Source organism: Legionella worsleiensis (assembly GCF_001467535.1).
Taxonomy (GTDB): domain Bacteria; phylum Pseudomonadota; class Gammaproteobacteria; order Legionellales; family Legionellaceae; genus Legionella; species Legionella worsleiensis.
Genome location: NZ_LNZC01000031.1, coordinates 118,568 through 142,213, shown reverse-complemented (window position 1 = coordinate 142,213; position 23,646 = coordinate 118,568). Strand labels below are relative to the sequence as shown.

Genomic DNA, 23,646 nt, shown 5'->3' with positions numbered 1-23,646 from the left:
TAATCACTCGTGCACAATTCATCATAACAAGCACTAGCTCTCAACGATTTTTTATTTAAAATTTGAATTATTGCTTTATGTACCCTTCGGCATTATAATCCGGCGAAACTGCTTTTAGTTAATGAATTAACTATGATAAAAAATAAAAGGATTTTTGCGTTTATACCGCTCCGAGGCGGAAGTAAATCAATAATTAATAAAAATCTTGCGCTCTTGGGGGATAAACCCCTGCTTGCATGGCCAATTGAAATCGCATCACAAGTCCCCGAAATCGATCAAGTCATTGTTTCAACCGATAATGAGGATATTGCCAAATCAGCGCTGTCTTATGGAGCCACCATCCAAAAAAGACCTGATTATCTAGCCACTGATACGGCTATTGTTGCGGATGCAATTCGCTACTGCCGAACGGTACTGGCTGCTGAAAATAATCTCCCTGATTATCTGGTTTTATTAGAGGCTACATCTCCTTTTAGAACCGCAGAAATTATTCAAAAATGCCTGCACAGACTGGTTAATGAAGAACTCGATTCAATCGCCACTTTTAATGAAGCTGAAATTAACCCCCATAGAACTTGGTCTATAGAAGAAGGCCAACCCCAACCCTTTATAGAAGGGGCAATCCCCTGGTTACCGAGACAAAAATTACCTAAGGCCTATCAGCTCAATGGAGTGGTTTATGCGTTTAATCTAAAAACCTTCCCCGAGGAAGGACCAAACGTGTTATATGGAACAATGGGCGCAGAAATTCTTGATGGAAGTTCTGTTATTGATATTGATACTAAAAAAGATTTGGTGGTTGCAAATGTCTTATTCGAAACCAGAAACAGCGCCGAGGTTGTCTGAGCTTTTCTCTTTAAAAAATAAAACTGCCCTGGTTATAGGAGGCGCAGGCTTATTGGGCAGTGAATTGTCTTATGCTTTGGCAGAACTTGGGGCCAATCTTATCATTGCAAGTCGTGACATCAATAAATGTCAAAACTTCGTTGATACCATTAAAAATCAGTTCCCGGACAACACCTTTACCGCCTTAGCCATAGATATTGCCGATCCCGAATCTATTGATTTGTGTTTGCACTCGGTGACTGAATTATCCCCTCAAGGTCTTGATATCCTGGTCAACTGTGGATGGTCTGGGCGTAAAAACACCTTTGAATCGATTTCAGATGAAGACTGGAATCAGGACATTGAAGTCTGTTTAAATGGCGTTTTCAGAACAATTAAACGCTTTCATCTCTTATTAAAAAAACGGAAAGGAACCATTCTTAATATTGCATCCATGTACGGACATGTTGCGCCAGATTATCGTCTGTACGATAGTGAGCGATTTGCTAACCCACCAAGTTATGGAGCAGCCAAAGCCGGATTGATCCAGTTAACAAAATATCTGGCAAGTTTTTTATCTCAGGATGGTATTCGGGTGAACGCAATTAGCCCAGGACCCTTCCCATTTGAAAGCACTCAAAAAGAAAATCCTGATTTTATTCAACGCTTGTGTGGTAAAAATCCATTAAATCGAATAGGCACGCCTTATGAATTAAAAGGAGCAGCCGCATTGCTTTGCTCTGATGCTGGAGCCTATATTACTGGTCAAAACATCTGTGTTGATGGTGGATGGGGTGTCTGGTAATGAAAGCAGGAATACTGGGTTACAGCGAGGGAAACGGTCATCCATTTTCATTTTCTGCAATAATAAACGGCTACGAGCCTGAAGAATTTGTTAATGCTGGGTGGAGCGTCATTCTTGACTATCTTGAAAAACAACCCCGTGACGCCTTTGATTTTCATGAGGTTGAAGTGAGCCACGCCTGGACTCAGGATATCAATCTAACAAACCGTTTATGTGCAGCAAGTAAAATCCCTCACGCAGTAGAACACTATACTGATATGCTAGGTAAAGTGGATTTCGTCTTTATTGCACGAGATGATTACCATACCCATTTTCCTATGGCAAAACCCTTCCTCGAACACGGAACTCCGGTTTTTGTTGATAAACCATTAACACTGAATGAAGAGGAGTTAAACTATTTTGAGCCCTATCTGCATAATGGCATGCTGATGAGCACTTCCGGTATGCGTTATGCTAAAGAGCTGGATACCATCAGAAACAATAACTCAGAACTTGGCGAGCTAAAATTAATTGAAGGTGTTATTTTAAATAACCTGGAAAAATACGGCATTCATCTTCTTGATGCAATCAACGGCCTGGGCATTAAAGGCATTAAATCGATAATACGCCTTCCTTCTTCATTTGAAGCCTACAGCATCGAATTAGACAACGGGATTCAATTTAATCTGTCGTGCCTGGGTTCTGTTACTAAAACGCTTCATCTGTCTTTATACGGCACTAAAAATCATTTTCATTTTGATTTGTATGACAATTTTTCTGCATTCAAAAGAACTATAGGCGAAATGATCCACATGGTAAAAACCAAATCGCCAGTTATCTTGCCTGAAGAAACCATTAACAACATGAATTTAATTAGAAGAGCAAAATTTCTTAATCCAATGGAGAAAATAACTTTTAATTAATCTAAGGAGAGCTCTGTGTTTAATCTCAATAATAAAACCGCAATTGTAACTGGTGGTGCGGGAATTCTTGGACAAGGTTTCTGCAGAGCATTATCCTCGAATGGAGCTCGCGTAGCTGTAGTTGATGTATCTTACGATAAAGCAGAACAAGCGTGCTTTGCCATACAGGAAGATAACCCTGCGGCAGATTTACTTCCGCTGCGCTGCGATGTAACAGACAAAGTAAACATCGAGCATATGGTACAAACAGTAAAAAACAAATTTGGCTCTGTGGATATTCTGTTGAATAACGCAGCCACCAAAACTAATGATTTAAAAAAGTTTTTTACCTCCTTCGAAGAGTATGATCTGGACACCTGGCGTCAGGTCATGTCTGTTAATCTGGATGGAATGTTTTTAGTAGCGCAAGCTGTTGGTAAAGAAATGATTCAGCAAAACACAGGTGGCAGCATCATCCAAACCAGCTCCATCTATGGAGTTGTCGCTCCCGATCAAAGCATTTATGCCGGGTCAGAATTTATGGGAGTAGAAATTAATACCCCCGCAGTGTACTCCGCATCCAAGGGCGCAGTACTTAGTTTATCAAAATATCTTGCGACTTATTGGGCAAAACATAATATCAGAGTCAATACGCTAACCCCTGGCGGAATAGAAAGTGGGCAAAACAACACCTTTGTAACTAATTATTCTCGCAAAGTTCCCTTAGGACGTATGGGTAAATTTGATGAGCTGCTGGGCGCACTGCTGTTTTTAGCCTCTGATGCTTCAACCTACGTTACGGGGCAGAACATTATAGTAGATGGAGGATTTACTTGTTGGTAACACTTTAAAGTACCTTGAAAAGCCCTATTATCAGCTCCTCTATCACCTTTTAATTTAACCAAAACTCTCACTGTCATCCTAACCCTAAACATAAAGCTGGTGAAAGATGACGTGATGAGGACATAAGTCGATTCATAAAAGTGTTTCATAAGTTTTAGAATGGACGTTTCACACCATAATACTAATTTTTGTAACGCCCAAAGTACTTAATTGAACTTACCAAATGTTCCCCTCTCCACTGCGCATAGCGTGGGGGAGAGGGATCAAGGGTGAGGGGGATTAAATAGTGTTGCGAAGCAACCTCATTACTTAAAAAAAACTTATTATTATTAAAATTTAAAAAATTCATAATCCTATATTAGGATTGTGATACTATTACACAACATATATATACCCATATAAAAAACACATGATGCCCACTAAATTTCTAAACCGATTTTTTTTAATTTTATTATTCATTTCAACCACACTTTTTGCGCAAGGGAATGAAGTACAACAACAAATAAAAGCCCTTTGTATGGATAGATATCGAGCGCCTGGTGACTTTGTTCAATTTACAAATAAATTAATGAAATTAGGCATTATAAGGCAAACTTATGACGTCACCAATGATGAACTTGCGTTTTATTCTAAAGATTCTATGTTATCCCATTTTCCTGCAGCACAACTCGATAAATCCATAGATAAAAATTCGTTTATCTTTGGTGAGTCTTTAGACCTGGACATACTCAAAAACGCTATAGATAAGTTCGACCACAACAAATTATCGGTTGTGGCGTTTCATAAAGAGGTTGCTCGTGCGGGAGTTGTGTACGTAAGTGTCTATCTAAAGCAAAGAAAGATCTATTATTTAAGTCAAAATGGTCAGTTTTTTCTTGAATCCTATTAATTAAAACCTGGTTCGGAGTCACTGAGTTATTGTCGAACAATACTACGATCCACGGAAATATGTCCTGAGCTGACATTTGTCGAAATGCCAGCCAGGGCCTTGATGCAGCGCAAGCGAAATCAAGGAATTACTCACCCAATCCACCCATAGGCTAAAACACCAAGTTAGCCCAATTCCTGATTGTTTTTTTCCTGTTCTTAAATCACGGATTGGATTAGAGAATAATTTAATGCGCAGTATATAAAAAACCTTGATTTCGCTTACGCTGCATCAAGGCTACCAGCTGACAATACTTCAGTGATAGGCAGAAAACCAGCCAGCCTTGATGCAGCGTAAGCGAAATCAAGGAATTACTCTCCAAATCCCCCATAGGCTCAAGCAACGAGTCAGCCCAATTCCAGTTCTTTTTCTCGTTCTTAAAAAATGATGAACATATTTAAGCTCGATTCAGTATAAGTGCATGAGGTTGAAAGGTGACGAGTTGAATAGTTAAAAATAAATCCAATCACAAATCAAAAATTTTGAATCAACTCAGCGCAGCAACATCCTCGTTTATTGTTAATTGATTAATTAATGCATGTATACGATTTATATTAGAACCATCAAGAACGCCCCAATCAGCGGCAATCTTCTTCTGATTTGAACAGACCTCTTCGTAATAGTCGTCATCATTAATTAGTCTGCCAACTATTTGCTCAAATGAATTTTGCTCATTAACATGTAATACAGAGGATACCTCTTTGTATTCGTTGATATTGAATTTATAAAAATCGTAATTCACTACAGGCTTACCTAAAGCAATTGCCCAACGTATAGTACTGGAAAAACAACTAATATAAATATCATGTCGAGGTAATTCGTTAAGAATATATTCTTCGCTGATATTCAGGTTTAAACCGGCAACAAATGATTTAAATTCAGTTTGTACTGCTGGGTGAAGGCTTAACGTTATCGTTATATCTTCCAATTTACTCAAAAAATTGAAAACACTGGCAGTTAACTCCTGATAACTATCAAAATCACATAAATGAGCACGCTCCGCATGATAACTTGGAGGCCAACAAACCAACATAGAACGTCGATTATTTTTTTTCTTGGCAGAATTATGAATACTCTTGGAGCAGTCAATAAAAGCCTTTAAATAATCACAATATGGCGTGCCAGTTAAAATAATCTTATTAGCATTGATACCTTCATTTAAATAATGTGCATACATAGATTTGCTCTCTGCAGCAAGCCTTGTAGCGTATCCACCATGAACTGTCCATGGATTACTCACTGAAATCCCTAATTCTTCACGAGCTAATATAAAATATGGGTTTAATAAAATACTCCCCTCAAAAGCACCCTTTTTTACCCACTGCGGATAAAATTCTTTCACTACCAACCCTGCACCACTCTCTGAATTATATAATTCTTCATTTCGTTGTTTCTGCTCCAGGGCATTTTCAAGATCAAGTTTACTGCCATAACCATAGGGGACGTCCAGAACTGGTATCTTAAACTCAAGAGCTGCATTTATTAGAGGGGCATTTGCAGATACACCATCCTCTGCAACAATTAATAATTTGGGACTATATTGTTTAATTATGCTTTTTGATCGAATTAACTCCATGCGCTGGCTACAATAGAGGGCTTTTAGAGTATTAAAATCCAAATTATATGTGATGTATTTTTGCTTGATTTTTTCAAAAAAAATCTCATCCTTTTTAGTAAATGATTCACAAGAATAACCATTATTAGAATAAATAAATTGGACTTTTTCACTTGTAATAAACGATTTGATTCTTGCTTTTAAAGACTTATTCTCTTCGGATAATAGAATAATAATAGATTCTTGTTTCTGTATTAATTGATTTGCAAGAATTCCAATTAACGGTGCCTCTGTAAATGAAGCTACATAAAGCAAAATAGGTCTAATATTTTTTTTATGATACTTCATATGAACTAGCCTATGAGCTATTTTAGAAAGAATCTTCATAGATTTCCTTACATCACTTGATTAAAATATAATTAATTATTACTCGATGGGGAGTGATAGTTGGGACTCATTAATTAATTTTACACGTTAACTCACTCAAATAATTCAAAGCATTCGCAGCCGCATAGTCAGGATTTTCAAGTTTTTTACTGGCAATCCAGTGCTCTTGCTTTCCCTGATCAGAAAATAAATAGCGCAATCGTTCCCGCTCGGGTTTTTCAGCATCAAAAATAGTTGCAATATTCATCTTTTTATAGGGAGAAGCTTTGATCATATTATAATTATTTAAGTGTTTTAATATATCTTCTTTGTAACAGAAAGCTATTGGCGTAATAAATGGAGTTGCCGAAAAGAAATTCAGATAACTGGCATCATACAAACAATTAGATAAAATGCTGCAAACTGCATCACACATTATTAAAGAATGTTCTACTTTCCTATGATTGACTAATTTAAACGATACAGAGGAACGTTCCAGTAATTCTATGGTCATAAGCGCATGCTCTTCACTCTCACGAGGATGTTGTCGATAAACTATCTGTGCCTCTGGTTGAACTTGGTAAATGAGGTTAAGTAATTCTACAAGAGTATCTTTATAACCAGAAATATGGTGTAAAGACTGACCAAAAAGTCCTATAACCAACTGATTATGTAATAACCCGGCCTCCTCTCTTAATTCATTTCTTAGCATATTTAGATTGAGGGATTTATACCAGGAATGACGAGGTGATCCAATCACAAGACCCTCGCAATTATTTCGCTCCTCTGTTAATCGTTTTGCTTCGTGATCAAGGCAAAAATAATAATCTGCGCAGACACCAAAAAAATCGTTTACCTCCCCCCAAAAATCCTGCATGACTACACTAGGGACTTTGTTTTTCGCAACAGCAATTAACGCTTCATCAATACCTGCATCACCTGGGGTAGATAAGCCACACAAGAGAATATCGGGTTTGATTTGATTCAAAATTTTTTGGGCATAATCTAATAATATTTGTCCTGCTTCAGATTCTGGTTCTGTGGCTATGATATGTGGAACTGACTCAAAGCTAAGGTTATTGGCTTTGAAATAAGTTGAGGCCGGAGATTGTATATACAAAAATAGGTCGAAATGTGCATCATTTTGAGCCAGTTTAACAATCTCTATAATATTTATTGCCGCACCTACATCTCTGCATGATACCAGTATTTTTTTTCTTGACATATAAATTAAACCTGTAATATCGCCTTTAAAATAGGGTGAGTATTGGCTGCAAGTTCCGATAAATTTCGAAATTTGTTCCACTCTTGCGCATCAATTTTATTTCCTTCGAGTTCACATAAAGTCAATACACAGAGAGATCTTAACGCCAAAGTTGATTGGGCATAGACATCCGTTTCATGGAATTGATAAAGGCCGCCATGTGAACGATAAGAATTTAAAAAATCCCTCCCCAAGTGCACAATGTCTTCTGCTGAATCATGACGAACAAATATCAAACGCTCCATAACTAAAGCAAGTTCATACACAAGAGGTAAATGACTGTGAAGTGTGTCTTCAAAATCAAAAAAATAAATGGTGTCGTCAACTTGCATCATGTTTCCTGGATGTAAATCACCATGCAAAACTTGTGTGTGTGTTCCTTGGGTAAAATTAAGACATTCATCCTGAGCAAGTGCTCTGACATAATCAGGAAAAGGGCCAATTTTAAGCCGTCCTTTTGCGATTTCTGAGCGAATTTCATTAAGTAAATTGATGCGATAATCCGTTTGGTTTTGTATTTCAATTTGATTAGGATAGCGTCTAAGCGCTTCATGCATTTTGGCAAGGGCTCTGCCCAAATTTTTTAAAGTAGCACTGGATGAGGCCAAACGTCGCCCATCAAGAAAGGGATAGATCAAACAGCCCGCCGATTGCCAGTTAAGCGTTGCGTTTGCCTTTATATTTTGGTTTTGTAACCATAAAGCGACCTGCTCTGCTTTTTGGTAATGATCTGCATGTTCTGCAGTAAAACACTTTATAAAATAAGGAGTTTGATTTTGTTCTGCTTTGATTAAATAAAAGCTCGACGGTTGACCATCAAAACTGGCTTGATAGACGCTCCCCCTAATATTAGCTTTGGATTGCAAATCCATTGCCTTTACCGCATCAACAGGAATAAAAGCAGGCAGACCCGGACTCAAAGTCTGCCAACTAGGATTTTTAAGAATCATTTTTTTTAATATCGCACCACTGAACGGGAGTATTTGCTTTTACAGGCGTTGTAAATGAACTGCCTATAGCCAAATCCCAGTGCTGCACGGGAATGCCAAGACAAGGAAAAGCAAAGCGAACATTATCGAGAGAAAGTATCTCTCCTGGTTGAATGTCTCTTTTGGCAACAACGCATTGTCTTTGTGAGCTTCCAATAACACCTTTAATGAGATTACGTGGATTTCGTTCTGTACTCCCTAAAGACACCCAGGCATCATAAACTTTCTGTAAGACCTCTGGTAAATCCTCCAGATTCATTGAGTGAGATATGTCCTGATCCAGCTCGTCCGGGTATACATGAACTCCTTTTTCCAAGATAGAAGCCCCCAGCGCAACTGAAATATAGAGCATTTCTAAACCGTTGTGATGATCTGACAAACCTACAGGCAGATTAAATGCTTTGGAATAGGTTTGGAGTAAACGCAGATTATGTGCTTCAGGTAATGCAGGATGACCGTCTGGGCTGTGTTGAATAATAATATCCTCACAACCTGCCAAACGTGCTGTATTAACGGCATTAAATACCTCTGCGATTGTAGATCTTCCAGTATCAATAATCATAGGCAGCCCTTTAGCTGCAGCATAACGTATTAACGGTATATGCACGATATTCGCCGATGCGATTTTTAAGGCACAAGCACCATGTTCAGTGGCAAAATCAACTGCAGTAAAATCATAAACAGATACAATAAATGGCATTGAAGCGTTTCTGATTATCGCAAACAACTGTGCATACTTATCCAGAGACATGCATTTACGCTCGATCAATTCCCTGTAGTTTTCTTTTTTAATTTGACCATTTTTGCAGGTGTAAGTCTCCTGTAGCGCACCAGGAAGGCAAATCTCAGGATCGTTGAGAATTTCTGTTTTTAGAACAACCGGCTGATTAGGAACCAAAGAACTGGCTTTGATGATGGTTTCAACCATATTTTTAGCGAGTTGATAATCTCCGTTGAAATAACTGCCCACCTCTGCCAAAAAAATAGGGGGCGTTTCGGTACTGACATCAAAAGGACCGAGTTTAAATTGTCTCTCCACGATACTATCCTTAAAATTATAATGATATTTTTAGTAAATAATGATCTACTAATAATTTAAGACCATTAGTTAATTGTCTGTTATTGTGTTCTGTTTTCAAAGTCCAGGTTCTTACAGGGTCTTCTTTGGGTTTAATGTCAAAACCGATTCTAAATGGATGGAAGCTCCAATGATTACATCGGTCTTGTATCAGTTCTGCAATTGTCTCTTTGCTAAATACATTCCATCCTTTTTCCCAATTGCCTTTAACCTCTTGAATACGTTTTCTATGTTTAATCTCACAATCCACACCGAATTCATTAAAAGGTGAGAGTATGTAAATAGAAGCACCTGGTCGACATGCTGCAAATAGATTATCAAAAAACAAGGATAACTCTGACTCATCGAATATAGACATAACACCAACTACCGTAACAACATCAAATTTACCTTTTAATTGCTCTGGTAAATGGAGTATTGATGCTTTTATAAATTCTTTTTCGGGTTGCAAATTTTTACATTGATTAATTAAATCATCAAAAACATCTATGCCAGTAAAGTTATATTCTGGATAACGACTTGATAAATAATATAGAAACTCTCCTGTTGCACATCCTACATCTAAAAGAGCAGTGTTTGAATGTCTCTGTTCCTGGGCAAGATGGAACTCCAGAAACTTAAAAATTTCTTTAGGATTTTTTGACCAACCCTCTGTTATATAATGTTGAAAATTTTCATAGTTAGCTGACATGTTGATTAACCTTGGTCGTTTTATTAACAGACAATAAGAGCTCACAAAACTGTAAATCCAATATAGAATCCACATCAATACTGTCATCAGCGTTCATAATGAACGGAAAACAAGGTGATTGATAAAATTTTAACTCAGATAGAAAATCAGCAGTTTTAAGAGCATAGATTGCACCGTTTTGCCTATACACTTCCTCTAAATCCTGTGTTCTTTTCTCAACGTCTTCCAGACTGGTGTAAGGTTCGGCTTGTTGATGATTAATACGAATACATTTTCCGGGATGATGCTCTACTTTACACACGCTCATCACGCTTTTCATTCCTGAATTTAAAAATTGGCGCAGGCATTGTTCCAAATGCAAGGAGGTTCTTAGTGGAGAAGTAGGCTGCAATAACACCACATACTCCGGGAAGTAGTGATCAGCGGTAAATACCTCAATCGCATGCCGGATCACGTGTTCATTAGAAACAGTATCACCCGCTAAAGCCTGAGGACGCTTGATAACCATAGCTCCTGCATTGGAAGCAACGCTGCAAATTTCAGGATCTTCGCTGGTGACGACAACATCACAAATATAATCACAGCCAAGCGCTGCTTCTATCGAATATTCCAGTAATGGCTTATGACCTAATCTCAAGATATTTTTTCGTGGCAGCCTTTTAGAACCGCCACGCGCTGGAATAACAGCAAGTATGCTGTCTTTTTTTAGTTCTCGAGATGTATGATTCATCTCACATCCTTTTAGCGTTTAAACGACTTGATGTCTTAATACCCATTGCCCTTGATCATAAGCCCAAAGATGCGGGGATCTGAAACGATTTGTCAGTCGCTCAAAGTACTCTCTGTCCATTTTAGTACATTCAAATTGCTTGGCAGCCAGAGGCAACTTCACTTCATCAATACTCAAATATTCAAAATTTTCCTTTTCAAAGCGCTCAGGGTACTCACCATCAAAACGTCTTACCAAAGCAACGCCTTCTTCCCTAACCAGTTCGCCATTTCGTATTTCCTGAGAGCTGTCATAGGTCGCACGGCCAATACCAAATTTGATGAATGTAGTGTAATAATGCAAGTCATCAATCTTATCATCTATACCACTGTACTTACTGTAGGTTCCAGCAGTGCGCTCAGGCGAGGGTATGAAACCACCATTGTTCACAGCAAAATAATAACAATCCTGTGGATGCCAGGGTAAGTAATAGCCTAAATACTGAACCTCTACATTTTTTTCAGCCAATCTGTTGGGATTAGGTGGAATATAGGGCTGTAATTCTACCTCGGTTAACCCAAAATCTTCTTTCAACTCTAAAGCAGAAATACCTGACAGATAAATTTGCGAACTGTCAGTGGCAGTAAAATAAGATAAATCCTTGGTTGCCTTATCATCTTCTTTCGCATTATTACCGTATTCAGCTGGATTTTCTCCATAAAATACCAAAGGAATATTGAGATCCATGGCAATTTTTGGTGGAAAGTACATTTGTCCCAGAATGAAGGGTTGAAAAGGATGATACAGTTTTTCCAGCGCCAAGCGAGTTAACAATCGGTGAATCTGGCCATTGGGTGTGAACAGGTAGTTGTCAAATCCGGCATTAATCCAGGATTGAAAGTTTTTCCAACCCCACGGCGTATAAATATGTGGAGCCCAGGTTACGGTTAAAGGATTCATACCGTATTCATATTTCAAGATATAAGCTGTGTAAAAACTGTCTTTACCACCAGAACCGGGAATCAGGCAATCGTAATGACCGTTTTTACTGCGGTATTTATCGCACAATTCTTTAAGTTGCTTTTTTCGTTCATCCCAATCAATTGCTTTTTTCTTTTCTGCGATTCTGCACGCAGAACAAACACCCTGCTCATCAAAGTTAATAGTGGGTTTTTTGGCATTGATGGTGTGTTTGTATTCTTTTTCTGAATTGGGTTTTTGATTGCTGTAGGTGCATTTGCTGCAAAATGATACTTCCGTTGGCAAACCATAAAATGCTTCTTCAGGTTGGGTGTCCGGTTTGTACTTATCAAAATCAATTTGTCCTGGGTAAGTAATCATTACTTCAATTCTCCAAAAATTCTATATCCGCTATATCTTTTGCAGGTATTTATGAGCGCCAACACAACAGTATATTGTATAGGAATACTTTTTTATAAGATGGCATACAGAATCAACTTCGACGATTCACTCACGCCATCTTATGCCATAATCAGCAAAATCAATCCTGTCTCATTGTGCTGAAGTATATTTCATATTTTTATCAAAATCATCAGGATAACCTGATCTTAATGAAATTAAACGCCATACATCTGATGAATTAACTCCATGGTTTTAAGACTGTCATTTATGGTGATCGCCTTGCTGGGTAATCCACGAATACCGTTGCATACTTCAACTGCCTGTTTGTAAAAACCGGCTTTATATTGCCTGTCTGCATCGTCTAAAGCAGCATCATGCACCACACGCTCGTTTATATTCTGATACCTGGCTTGTTCCAGTGGCTGCATGGTCCAACGTTTATGTGGAGTACTAACAGCACAAGCCCATGGACCTGGCCCTTTCCATATGCACTCATACAGTGCTTTATCTCCACTATCAAACTCAACATAACTCATGAAAATTTGAGTTTCTTCCTTTTTCCAGGGAAGTATGGGCACCACTTTAGTGACGCCGCCACGGGCAAAATAACGAATCAGGTCTATGGTATGAATTGAATTGGCATACATAAATTTTTGGACAACTTCTTCCGGGTGATTACAAGCACGTGCTTCTGTGTAACTTTGTTGATCCTGAATATGAATGTATCTGCAGTCATCCTGTCGAGAATTTAAATCATCCAGAATAGTCATTGCGCTGGCATAAAAACGTCGATTCAAACCTACATATACTGGCTTGTTTGTAGTTAATGCAGCCTCTGCAATATCATAAGCATCTTTCAAATCATAACCAGCCGGCTTTTCGAGTAAAACAGCCCATTGATATTGAAAACAGTGTTTAGCAACCTGATTTGCCTCAAGTTCTGGAACAGCAACAACGACCAAATCAGCCTGTGACTTTTGATGCAATTCATCTACAGATTGTGCAACACAGGGGATATTAAATTCTTTTGCTAAAGCGTGTGCTTTCTCAAGGGTTCTGCTTAATAAACCAGTAACGTTAACACCTTCAATTGCCTGAAATGCCTTGATGTGCTCTCGTCCCATTTTTCCCGCACCAATAACCGCTATGTTTAACTCGTTCATAATCTACCTTTCTGATAAACTCAAGACGCCTTACGACGAACTTTTTTTAGTTGCACCAACTCTTTGACCAATCCATTGATTCGATGAACGGATTGACCATCCAGATGACCCCATTGTATTTTTTCCTCATTTAAATAATTTTTTAAAATTAAATATTCTTGAGGATTACTTATGCGTTGAACCGCTGTTTTAAATTCCTCTTTGGTACATACATTAAGCACACCATTAACATGTTTATAATCGGAAAAATCATAATAAAACATATCGTAATTAATGGTTGGCACGCCACAAGAAATAGCCCAGCGTATTGTTGATGAAGCAAAGGCCAGATAAACGTCTGATAAAGCGACTAATTGTGCCGTATCGATATGTGTAATAGTAATTTTTTTTTGCGCAAATAATTCCGCCAGTTCCTGATAATTAGGATGTGGTCGAAAAAGCAATTCATAATCTGTTCTAAATTCATCAATACATTCAGTGATAAAATCGACTGCTTCTTCGTTGTCTTTAAAATCAAACCCAGGAGGATTGCCCAGAAGTTGATTGGGAAAACCGCCAATTAAAAATAATGGCTTTTGGCTAACTATGTTTAACTGCTTATATAATTTGGCACGCTGATTTTCTTTGTCCAAATAAAAGCTCGCCAAATTATCGTCATAACATGCCCCTGTAATTTTCATTTTTGAAGCTGGGATACCACTCTTGCGATAGTATTCAAACATTTGTTCATTCTCGATCGCAATAATATTGGCAAAACCACTATTCATCATCCATGGATCAGGGGGAGAACTGCGAATTAACAAATGACCAAGAACATGCTCGGCAGGAAGACGCAGTACAGCGTGATCACTGTCTTTCATAACCCAGGATTTAAAAAGAATTCCCAGAACCTTATTAATCAATTTACTGTGTACGCTCAACTCATCTCGTTTCTTAAGCGCCTGAAAGGCTTCTGTTTGATTACAGATAGTATAAGGCAGCACCATACTAGGAATATGCTGATTATGACCCGCTTTTATGAGTACCGGGCTTATTTTTCCAACCACATCTTCGGGTAATATGATTAAGTTAATCTGATACCTGGTTAGAATTTCACAAAAACGTTTATAGTTGACTTTATAGCTTAGCGGAATAACATAATAGGAAGAAAAAAATAATTGATTAAGATAAGTTACAGCACTAACCATCCTCATCTTAATTCTTAGTATTATTTTTGCTTTAATATAATGCACCACTCTGCGAAAAAAATGCACCTCTTTGTATTTATCATGACTATCCTTAAAATCAGAGATGTATTTTTTATGCGCATATCGCACAACTCGAAGTTTTTTATACCATAGCAATGGCTTACTTTCGGTTTGTTGTGTCTGGTTTGCAGTATTTGATTCTTTAAGGGATTGCAATTTGGTATCACAGAGCCTTAAAGGTTCTGATTCCAATCGGTTAAAATTAAAAAAACGCACTATTTTCTGAACAATAGTATTGGAATTAATTGAAATCTCGTTGAAAATTATTTTGTCATCGATCTCACCAGCATCCATGCTTTTTTTTATTTCCTGAATAACGATATCATCATGAACCTGAGAACCAACCCCACAAAAAAGCATAATACAGTGGTAGCCGTATTTTTTTAAACTAACCGCAGCCCTGCGCATTTCAACAAAATCAGATAAACGCTGCGAGACAAATAGTATTTTTGTTTTAGAGTCCATTTTTGAATTATTCTTAAGTCCTGTGTCGTGATTAACTCCCTAAACTGATGGCATGATTTCACGAATTTAACTCATTGTAAAGACGGCTAAAATCGAACATTGCCAAGCACAATAGTGTTCTTTTTCTTTCAGCGATGCATACTTTGTATTGGTAGTACAACCCTGTATAATCATCAGTTTCAAGTGCCACTAATCGGAATTATTTAAATTAATGCTTTTTAACTCCTACTCTTTTTTATTTATTTTTTTACCTGTTACCTTCATTCTGTTTTTTATTTTACAAACCGTATTCAAAGGAACGTACTCCATACTCTATCTTTTTATTGTTTCCGTAGTGTTTTATGGTTATTGGAACCCGGTATATCTGCCATTACTCTTGGCTTCGATTGCATTTAACTACTGTATCAGCCTATTAATGAACTGGAACAATCGATGGTTCTACTGTGTGGGTGTAACTGGTAATCTCGCACTACTTACTTACTTTAAGTACAGTTCATTTTTGCTATCCAATATCTCTTTACTGTTTAATCAACCCATAGAATTACTGGATGGAGATTTACCTTTAGGTATATCCTTCTTCACATTTACGCAGATAGCTTATCTCACTGATTGTTATCGCAAAGAAATCCCTGTGCCCAAAATAGAAAATTATGGACTTTTTGTTACCTTTTTTCCTCATTTAATGGCGGGACCAATACTCCATCATAAAGAAATAATGCCGCAATTTAAGCAAAAAAATTTGCTCAACTGGGAAAATATTGCTGTGGGTCTGACTTTGTTTTCCATAGGCTTATTCAAAAAAACCATGATTGCTGATTCTTTAGCCCCTTATGCCAACACCTTGTTTGATGCGGCGTCAAAGGGTCCTGTAACCTGTTTGGAGGCATGGTGTGGGACTCTTGCTTATACCTTCCAGCTTTATTTTGATTTTTCCGGTTATTCCGACATGGCGATAGGACTGGCACGTGTCTTTGGCATCATGTTTCCCCTGAATTTTAATTCACCCTACAAAGCTGCAAATATTAGTGAATTCTGGCGACGTTGGCATATGACACTGTCACGGTTTTTAAGAGATTACATTTATATTCCGCTGGGAGGTAATCGCAAGGGCTCCATAAAACGCTATACTAACTTGCTAATTACCATGATCATCGGCGGTATCTGGCACGGTGCAGCTTGGACTTTTATTATCTGGGGCATGTTGCATGGCATGTTCTTAATGATAAATCATTTATGGTTGTCCGTTAAAAAAAGTGTTTCAGGATCTTTCCTTACCCATAATCTCTTGATTTCAAAACTACTGGCACGAACGCTAACATTCCTGGCTGTAACTTTTGCCTGGATATTTTTCAGGGCAGAATCCTTCACAACCAGCCACCACATATTAAAAGCCATGATGTCGCTTCATTTTTCATTGGCGAGTACTCTGTATAACGCCTCAACCTTGCATCACTTAATCATTCTTTTAGGTACTACCGGTTTTATTGTGTTTTTTGCTCCTAATTCACAACAATTACTGTACCAATACAAGCCGGCTTTAGAAACGTACCCGGGTGAAATCGAGCCTTATCGCTTTAAACCAGTGCAATGGAAACCTAATGCATTTACTGCAGCTCTTTGTGCTCTAATGACCGTGCTTTCTTTGTTGGCTTTTGGCCATATAAGTGAATTTTTGTACTATAAATTCTAGGATTAACTCAATTGAATTACTTTAAAAAATTCGCAATACACTACTTCGTATTTTTTGCCTTACTCTGCTTCATTATTATTTTATTAAACTGGTTGGTTAATCCTTATAATATTTACCAATCGCTCCCCATCAAACAATTCAGCCAAAAACCTTTGGTAACCAGCCATCTTCGTTTGGCAAAAGCAATAGCAGTTGAATGGATTAAACCCGATATTCTAATCCTTGGTTCATCAACCGCAGAAACTGGATTAAGTCCACAATTTCCAGCCTGGAATAATTCAAAAGTCTATAATCTCGGTTTGAGTGGAGCAAATATTTATGAGGTAATGCGTTATCTGCAACACGCTCAATCAGTTAAACCTGTAAAAAAAGTGATTCTTACTGTTAATTTTTTCATGTTTAATGCCTACATAGACAATAGAGATGATTTTGATGAATCGCTTTTAAAAGTAGATGCGCAAGGAAATACGAATCCTCTTGCTCTTAATAAGGTCTTTACTACCCTGCTTTCCTATGATGCCATAAAGGCAAGCTGGGAAACCGTAAACAACCAAAACAAAAAAAATGCATTCCAAAGCAACGGTCAATTAGTTCTTGATTACCGAGAAGATCAGGTCAATCAATTAAAAGGTTATAAAAATAATTTCTTATATACAGAACGCTTTAACAAATCCTCACTATTACCCCTACCCCAAGAATTATTTGATTTCGTTAACAAAGAAAAACAAATTGATACATTACAGTACATGAAAAACATCATTACTGTTTGTGAACAAAACAATACTCAGCTTATTGTGGTTATTGCACCTGAGCATATTCGACTTTTGGAAACTTATAAACAACTGGGTTTATGGACTCAGTATGAGCAATGGCAGGAAGAGCTGGTGAATATTATTGACGTCCACAACAAAAAGTATTCCAATGCTCCCGTTGAATTATGGGGGTTTAATAAAATTAATGCCATCACTACCGAAAAACTACCCGAAAAAAACGATGTAGAAACGACCATGCGTTGGTTTTGGGACCCCTACCATTTCAAAAATGATCTGGGCAATCTGATTCTGGAAGCCATATGCAACACAACAAAGAAATCTAAAATCACCAATTTCTTTGTTCGCCTGACACCGAATAATATTCAAACAGAATTACAGCGCAACAGAGCAGATTTATCTCGCTGGGAAAAAGAACATATTAGCGATGTCAGTGAGTTAGCAGAGAACTTAAATGTAACAGCAAAAACCAGTTGATAATTCACAAGAGACGGCAAGGATGTAATTTAAAATACTGGTTATTTGCTCAACTGCGTTGATTCATTGGGTATATTTTTTCAACAGCACAATAAACCGCAATCAGTAAAAACAATACCGCACCTACCACGACAACGCTGTTTATTAGGTGATTTAAAGTATAAAAAACCAGAAATCCTGCAATACTATTGATTATCAACTGCCCTAGTAGAATGAAACGGGTATCCATGCCGTATTGCTTTAGTCTTTGATAAGCATGCTTTCTGTGAGGAGCAAACCATTGTTCTTTGTTAGCTATCCTGCGGAGCAAAGTAATTGTCGAATCAAAAAGAAACAAACCGTTTAACACAAACCAATACCCTATGGGAATCTGATATTTTTGCTGTCCCAGCAATGCCAAAGAAAAAATAATGAGCCCTAATGATGCACTACCTACATCACCCATAAATAATTTGGCAGGAGGGAAATTAAATACCAGAAAAGCGAATAAACCCATCATTAAAATAAAACAGAAATCCTGATAAACCGCAGCTTGATAACAATAAAAAAAAGTCGCATAGCATGCCAGCAAAAAAATGGCCTGCAAAGCGCAAAAGCCATCCAACCCATCCATAAAATTAAAATGATTGATGGCCCAGATCACCACAAAGAAAATAAAAACAGATATTACATATCCATTACTTATTGAGAAAAAAATAAAATCGAGGTGTTCAGGCCGTAAAAATAGCGAAACAATTAGTGCAACAACGCATTGTACAGCGAAACGAACGGTTACTGATAAATGATACAAATCATCTAAAAAACTGATTACCGCTATAAGGATCACACCAATGAGCAACCCCGCCCAATCTCCGAAAGAAGTGGCATTGATGTAACACAAAAAGGGAATGCTCAGTAGAGCCAAAGCAATAAAAACCACACCCCCTCCACGAACAGTAGGTTCGAGATGCAGGGTTCGGTCGTTGGGTCTGTCTATGAGTTTTGAATTTTGCGCCAATGTGCAAAATAATCGGGTACAGGCATAAGAAAGCAAAAAAATGCTACTTAGAATTATGATCATATTGATACCATGCTGCAGTTATCTTCAACCCTTCTTGTGATGTAACCGGAGGCATCCATCCCAATTGAGACTTAATTTTATTATTACTAACTTCCAAAGAACGAAACAAACGTAAATTTAGATTGTTAAATCCAATTAATTTAAAGAAAAAAATAAGAAACGCTACAGGTATATTAAGCAATTTTAACTGAACATTCATCCCTTGCGAGAGAATTGTCAACAACTCAGTCAATGACCAGGCATCATTATCAGCAACGAGGAACAACTGATTAGCCGCATTGGGATGATCCATTACAGCAACTATTGCAGAGATCAGATTATCTATGTAAATGAAACTTCGTTTATTGGCAACTTTACCAAAAGGTAGAGGCCATCCTTTTTTAATCATATGTAGCATTTTTAAAAAATTAGCTTTGACACCCGGCCCATAAACCAAAGGAGGCCTTAGAATGACTGTCTCCATACCAGTTCGCTGGCTGATCTCCTGTAAATACTGCTCTGCATATAATTTACTTTTTGCATAAGGATCTTCAGGTTGAACATCACTTTGCTCACTAAAAGGCAATAAAGGCGGCGTAAATTCACCATTAACCTTGATGGAACTCAAAAATATAAAACGTTTCACATGGTGTCGAGCTGCCTGTTCTGCAAAATTTTTGGTAGCAATACTGTTTACCTTACAATACTCTTGCAGGGAAGATTGAGCATTTTCCTTCATAATGTGCACTCTGGCAGCAAGATGAATCACAATGTCTACACCATCAAGTGCCGCTGACCAATCAATTTTCTCTTCCAGTTTATTTATTACAATTTGTTCCGCATTCAGACCATCTACTTTTTGCCAAACGGCACAACGAATATCATGCCCTGCAGCAACCAGAGCCGGAACCAGACTCCGACCTATAAATCCTGTTGCACCTGTGATTAAAATTTTGGACACTATCGTACCTAAATGAATTAAAAACGTTGATGATTTAATAAGCCTGAGAGATATTGTCCATAACTGCTTTTGTTGAGTTCCTTTGCCCGCAGTAACAGTTCCTCATCACTGATAAAGTTCATACGCCAGGCAATTTCTTCAGGACAGCCAATTTTTAATCCCTGACGCTGCTCTATAGTCTGAATGTAATTACTCGCTGACAATAGCGTTTCTGGTGTTCCCATATCCAGCCATACAAATCCTCGACCCAATACCTGAACATCCAATTTATTTTCATACAAATAAAACTGATTAACATCGGTGATTTCCAGCTCACCTCGTCCAGAAGGTTTTAAATTCCTGGCAACTTCTATAACCTGATTATCATAAAAATACAGACCCGTAACCGCATAATTCGACTTAGGTTCCACAGGTTTTTCTACTATTGAAATGGCTTGTTTTTTGTCGTTAAACTCAACAACGCCATAAGCCTGCGGTTTGTCTACATAATAGGCAAATACTGTGGCTCCATTTAAATTATTTTTGGCGTTTTTTAATAATTCAGATAGCCCTCTACCCTGGTGAATATTGTCACCTAAAACCAGACAAACAGAATCAGTTCCAATAAAACTCTCGCCTAAAAGAAATGCTTCTGCAATCCCTTTAGGTTCATTTTGAATAACGTACGAAAAAGAGATACCCCATTGCGAACCATCCCCCAATAATAATTGATACAGGGGAAGATGCTCTTGGGTGGAAATGATCAGTATTTCCCGAATATCAGCCAGCATCAAGGTAGAAATGGCATAATAAATCATTGGTTTATCGTAAACTGGAATGATGTGTTTGCTAATGGCTTTTGTAAGGGGATGAAGTCTCGTTCCAGAGCCACCCGCCAGGATAATTCCTTTCATTGGATAATGTTCTCTCAGTAGTTACTTTGGCATAAAAACGATGGTGATATTACCAAGTTTATTCATCCATTACATTAAATTCGTGCATGTTCGATGAGTAATTTATCAATTTGTCTGGTTAATTTAATAAAGAAAAAATATCACTGACTGATTTGGCACTTTCTACACCAGGCTGATCAAAGGGATTAATATTCCAGATAACGCTTTGAACGAATACTTTATGTTCATATAAAGCGACCAAAGCACCCAGAGAATAAGGCGAGCAATTGGATAAACGAATATGACTCAAAGGCATTTTACCTGAAATATAACCATTTGGATTTTCAATTGAATCAATTCCCTCGCTCAACACTTTCATTTTGTAGTCAGACATCGCATTAAGAATATGGTTATCATGGGTCTGCAAGGTAATAAAATCAGCTGCGCAATGATGAGTCCCCTGACACAACAACTGTAAATAACTGTGTTGTGCCTGATTGCCCAGCCCACCCCAGACTATAGGACCGGTAGCATAATTAACCACCCGACCACTAACATCTATAGACTTGCCATTGCTTTCCATATCCAGCTGCTGAACATAGGGTATAAAATATTCCAATCGTTTCGAGTAAGCCAAAATCAGTAGATTATGAATATTCAGAAAATTATTATTCCAAACGCCAAGCAAACCCATTAAAACGGGAACGTTTTCTTTAAAATCGGTATTTCGCACATGTTTATCAACATCATGTGCACCAGCAAGTAACTCTGAAAAATACTCATAACCAATAGCAATGGCTGTAATCAGATTCACAGCGGAACAAAATGAATAGCGACCGCCAACCCACTCCCAAATAGGTAAAACAGTCTTAATCCCCATCTTCAACGCTTTGGCGGGATGAGCTGTAACCGCAATAAAGTGATGCTCAATTGCTTGCTCAATGGGGTAAAGTTTCATTGCTTTGGCAGCATTTAATAAGGTTTCTTTTGTAGTAAATGATTTGGAAGACACAATAAACAAGGTTGTCTCAGGGTTTATTCGTGCAACGACATGATGAAAACTGTCTGGATCAACATCCGAAATAAAATGAAAATTTATGGAAGCAATACTTAAGGACGCCAGCGCATTAATACACAAACGAGGACCTAAATCCGATCCACCCATACCTATGTTAACAACGTCAGTTATAGGCTTACCCGTATGCCCAAGCCAATGTTTGTTTCGTACCGAATCAGCGATTAACTTTATTTGTTCTTTAGTATCCATCACTTCATTCATAATGTTTAATCCATCAACATAGACTGGACTATTCGTTAAATCTCGAAGTGCGGTGTGCAGCGCTGCTTTATTTTCACTAACATTGACTTTGGAACCGCTCATCAAACAATCAATTCGTTCCGCTAGTCGTGCTTCATCAGCCAATTGAATCAGCAAATCAACAATGGCTTCTGTCACCCGTTGCCTGGAATAATCAAAAGTAATGCCGGCTATCTGCTTGAGGTATTGGCTACCATGCAGGCGAGTTAACTCCTGCAACTCGGTGCCAGTTAACAAACGAATATTAGACGCCTGCCGTTTAAGTTCATTCCAGAATATGGTTTCAGTCAGTTGCTTCATAGCTGTACTGTTTATAAGATTCAGAATAAGGTACCATTTTTGTTGCTTTTTTCCTATTTCTTTAATGGATTGTATCAGGCTATAGAGGAAATTCAAAAAGCGATCAACATCACCTAATGTATCACCACTGCCCCATTAAAAAACAAATCTCTATCTACATCATAAAATGCATTACCACTCACCACTCCACGGGTTGGTGATGAGTAGGCGATGCCGTAATAATAATTCTTGATACGGTTGTTTTGCAGCAATACGTCGCTGGGATATACAAGATTACCACCGACCCAAATTCCAAAACTATGTCCTGAACTACCTCGATGATGCGCCCTTTTGGCAAACAAAGCGTACGGATTAAAAATCTCATTATCCCTGGCCACAGATTTTTGACAATTATTGGAAAATGAAATAGCTATGCTCTCACCAGTACCCTTAGCCTTTGTATTCCTGATGCTATTGCGTTCAATTTGTGCCTGGGGACCAATAATTTCAATACCTATTGCAAATGCGTTTGCAAAAACCTCACTACCGCCAGTATGAGTGATCAGATTATTTCTGACAACGTGTTTCACCCCTTCAAGCCGGATGGCTCGAAACGTGTTGTTCGTTAATTGCATATTTTCAATTAGATAATTTCCTGAGGTACTATCCCCTTTTGTATTGGATCCTTTTTTATCGGCAAGATAGATGCCATACATGAATCCACTTACTTTTCCATTTTTTATTATGAGATCATGGGCATTTTTAGAATAAATCCCGTAAATACTGTTCTTTGAACTCCATGGAGTTAACTGTATTTTATGACGATTAAGATCCAGAACGACATGCGATGATTTGATAGTAATGGCATGAGTTGTCCCTGAATAATAAAAATTATGCATCAGACAATAATGACCGGCATGATTAATTTCCATAGGAAGATTCACAATGGGAATACATGAATGACCTGCATAAAGGGTCGCATTAGAACACATGGTCAAAGCACAAACTAAAAACAGTACCGCAGTTTTTTTGTACATGATCTTCTACTCCATTGCGCTTATTCCCGCAT

Annotated in this window: 21 protein-coding genes; 7 read left to right on the top strand and 14 right to left on the bottom strand. The window is 37.9% G+C overall.

The genetic code is table 11. The features are described 5' to 3' along the window. The first annotated feature begins 132 nt into the window (after nt 1–132). The 5 genes from Lwor_RS12440 to Lwor_RS12420 all read left to right on the top strand — a co-directional run bounded on the left by Lwor_RS12440 (nt 133) and on the right by Lwor_RS12420 (nt 4,243). Complete coding sequence (locus tag Lwor_RS12440; protein WP_058494202.1) at nt 133–846, top strand: acylneuraminate cytidylyltransferase family protein; 714 nt, start codon at nt 133–135, stop codon at nt 844–846. Further along, nucleotides 806–1,630, top strand: coding sequence for an SDR family oxidoreductase (locus Lwor_RS12435; protein ID WP_058494201.1), 825 nt, complete (start codon nt 806–808; stop codon nt 1,628–1,630). The genes Lwor_RS12440 and Lwor_RS12435 overlap by 41 nt, the downstream gene beginning before the upstream one ends. Continuing rightward, the gene (locus Lwor_RS12430) at nt 1,630–2,532 is read left to right on the top strand and encodes a Gfo/Idh/MocA family oxidoreductase (RefSeq protein ID WP_058494200.1); all 903 of its coding nucleotides are present in this window, start codon (nt 1,630–1,632) and stop codon (nt 2,530–2,532) included. The genes Lwor_RS12435 and Lwor_RS12430 overlap by 1 nt, the downstream gene beginning before the upstream one ends. A gap of 15 nt (nt 2,533–2,547) precedes the next feature. Next, complete coding sequence (locus Lwor_RS12425; protein ID WP_058494199.1) at nt 2,548–3,354, top strand: SDR family oxidoreductase; 807 nt, start codon at nt 2,548–2,550, stop codon at nt 3,352–3,354. A gap of 409 nt (nt 3,355–3,763) precedes the next feature. Further along, nucleotides 3,764–4,243: a DUF1398 family protein gene (locus Lwor_RS12420; RefSeq protein WP_083501632.1), complete on the top strand. Its 480-nt coding sequence runs from the start codon at nt 3,764–3,766 to the stop codon at nt 4,241–4,243. A 526-nt stretch (nt 4,244–4,769) separates the two neighbouring features. Here Lwor_RS12420 and Lwor_RS12415 read toward each other — a convergent pair. From Lwor_RS12415 to Lwor_RS12375, 9 genes are all read right to left on the bottom strand, one after another. Further along, entirely contained in the window at nt 4,770–6,224 is a 1,455-nt protein-coding gene (locus Lwor_RS12415; protein ID WP_147279870.1) for a hypothetical protein, read from the bottom strand. Between the two features lie 70 nt (nt 6,225–6,294). After that, nucleotides 6,295–7,428 carry a hypothetical protein gene (locus tag Lwor_RS12410; RefSeq protein ID WP_058494196.1) on the bottom strand — a complete coding sequence of 378 codons (1,134 nt, stop codon included), beginning with the start codon at nt 7,426–7,428 and terminating at the stop codon, nt 6,295–6,297. 5 nt (nt 7,429–7,433) lie between these two features. Continuing rightward, entirely contained in the window at nt 7,434–8,417 is a 984-nt protein-coding gene (locus Lwor_RS12405; RefSeq protein WP_058494195.1) for a phosphotransferase enzyme family protein, read from the bottom strand. After that, a complete protein-coding gene (locus Lwor_RS12400; protein WP_058494194.1) occupies nt 8,407–9,495 on the bottom strand; it encodes an N-acetylneuraminate synthase family protein in 1,089 nt (362 codons plus the stop codon). The genes Lwor_RS12405 and Lwor_RS12400 overlap by 11 nt, the downstream gene beginning before the upstream one ends. A 16-nt stretch (nt 9,496–9,511) precedes the next feature. Continuing rightward, nucleotides 9,512–10,225, bottom strand: coding sequence for a class I SAM-dependent methyltransferase (locus tag Lwor_RS12395; protein ID WP_238584667.1), 714 nt, complete (start codon nt 10,223–10,225; stop codon nt 9,512–9,514). Next, nucleotides 10,215–10,955 carry an acylneuraminate cytidylyltransferase family protein gene (locus tag Lwor_RS12390; RefSeq protein ID WP_058494193.1) on the bottom strand — a complete coding sequence of 247 codons (741 nt, stop codon included), beginning with the start codon at nt 10,953–10,955 and terminating at the stop codon, nt 10,215–10,217. The genes Lwor_RS12395 and Lwor_RS12390 overlap by 11 nt, the downstream gene beginning before the upstream one ends. 18 nt (nt 10,956–10,973) lie before the next feature. After that, complete coding sequence (locus Lwor_RS12385; protein WP_058494192.1) at nt 10,974–12,275, bottom strand: N-acetyl sugar amidotransferase; 1,302 nt, start codon at nt 12,273–12,275, stop codon at nt 10,974–10,976. Nucleotides 12,276–12,511: 236 nt separating this feature from the next. Beyond that, nucleotides 12,512–13,459, bottom strand: a complete 948-nt coding sequence (locus Lwor_RS12380; protein WP_058494191.1) for a Gfo/Idh/MocA family protein — start codon at nt 13,457–13,459, stop codon at nt 12,512–12,514. Between the two features lie 20 nt (nt 13,460–13,479). Further along, nucleotides 13,480–15,171 carry a hypothetical protein gene (locus Lwor_RS12375; protein WP_058494190.1) on the bottom strand — a complete coding sequence of 564 codons (1,692 nt, stop codon included), beginning with the start codon at nt 15,169–15,171 and terminating at the stop codon, nt 13,480–13,482. Between the two features lie 211 nt (nt 15,172–15,382). On the opposite strand from Lwor_RS12375, the gene Lwor_RS12370 reads away from it, so the two are divergent. Beyond that, nucleotides 15,383–16,861 (top strand): MBOAT family O-acyltransferase, encoded by a 1,479-nt coding sequence (locus Lwor_RS12370; protein ID WP_058494189.1) that lies wholly within the window; start codon nt 15,383–15,385, stop codon nt 16,859–16,861. Between the two features lie 11 nt (nt 16,862–16,872). Continuing rightward, nucleotides 16,873–18,108, top strand: a complete 1,236-nt coding sequence (locus tag Lwor_RS12365) for a hypothetical protein (protein WP_058494188.1) — start codon at nt 16,873–16,875, stop codon at nt 18,106–18,108. Between the two features lie 49 nt (nt 18,109–18,157). On the opposite strand, the gene Lwor_RS12360 is transcribed toward Lwor_RS12365, so the two are convergent. The 5 genes from Lwor_RS12360 to Lwor_RS12340 form a co-directional block, all read right to left on the bottom strand. Continuing rightward, on the bottom strand, nt 18,158–19,168 hold the full coding sequence (locus Lwor_RS12360; protein WP_115091043.1) for an MraY family glycosyltransferase: 1,011 nt from the start codon (nt 19,166–19,168) through the stop codon (nt 18,158–18,160). Next, a complete protein-coding gene (locus tag Lwor_RS12355; RefSeq protein WP_058494187.1) occupies nt 19,149–20,108 on the bottom strand; it encodes an NAD-dependent epimerase/dehydratase family protein in 960 nt (319 codons plus the stop codon). The genes Lwor_RS12360 and Lwor_RS12355 overlap by 20 nt, the downstream gene beginning before the upstream one ends. Before the next feature lie 17 nt (nt 20,109–20,125). Next, complete coding sequence (gene rfbA, locus Lwor_RS12350) at nt 20,126–21,001, bottom strand: glucose-1-phosphate thymidylyltransferase RfbA (RefSeq protein WP_058494186.1); 876 nt, start codon at nt 20,999–21,001, stop codon at nt 20,126–20,128. A 118-nt stretch (nt 21,002–21,119) separates the two neighbouring features. Next, the gene (gene pgi, locus Lwor_RS12345) at nt 21,120–22,598 is read right to left on the bottom strand and encodes a glucose-6-phosphate isomerase (RefSeq protein WP_058494358.1); all 1,479 of its coding nucleotides are present in this window, start codon (nt 22,596–22,598) and stop codon (nt 21,120–21,122) included. Between the two features lie 113 nt (nt 22,599–22,711). Beyond that, nucleotides 22,712–23,614: a right-handed parallel beta-helix repeat-containing protein gene (locus Lwor_RS12340; protein WP_058494185.1), complete on the bottom strand. Its 903-nt coding sequence runs from the start codon at nt 23,612–23,614 to the stop codon at nt 22,712–22,714. Nucleotides 23,615–23,646 lie beyond the last annotated feature (32 nt).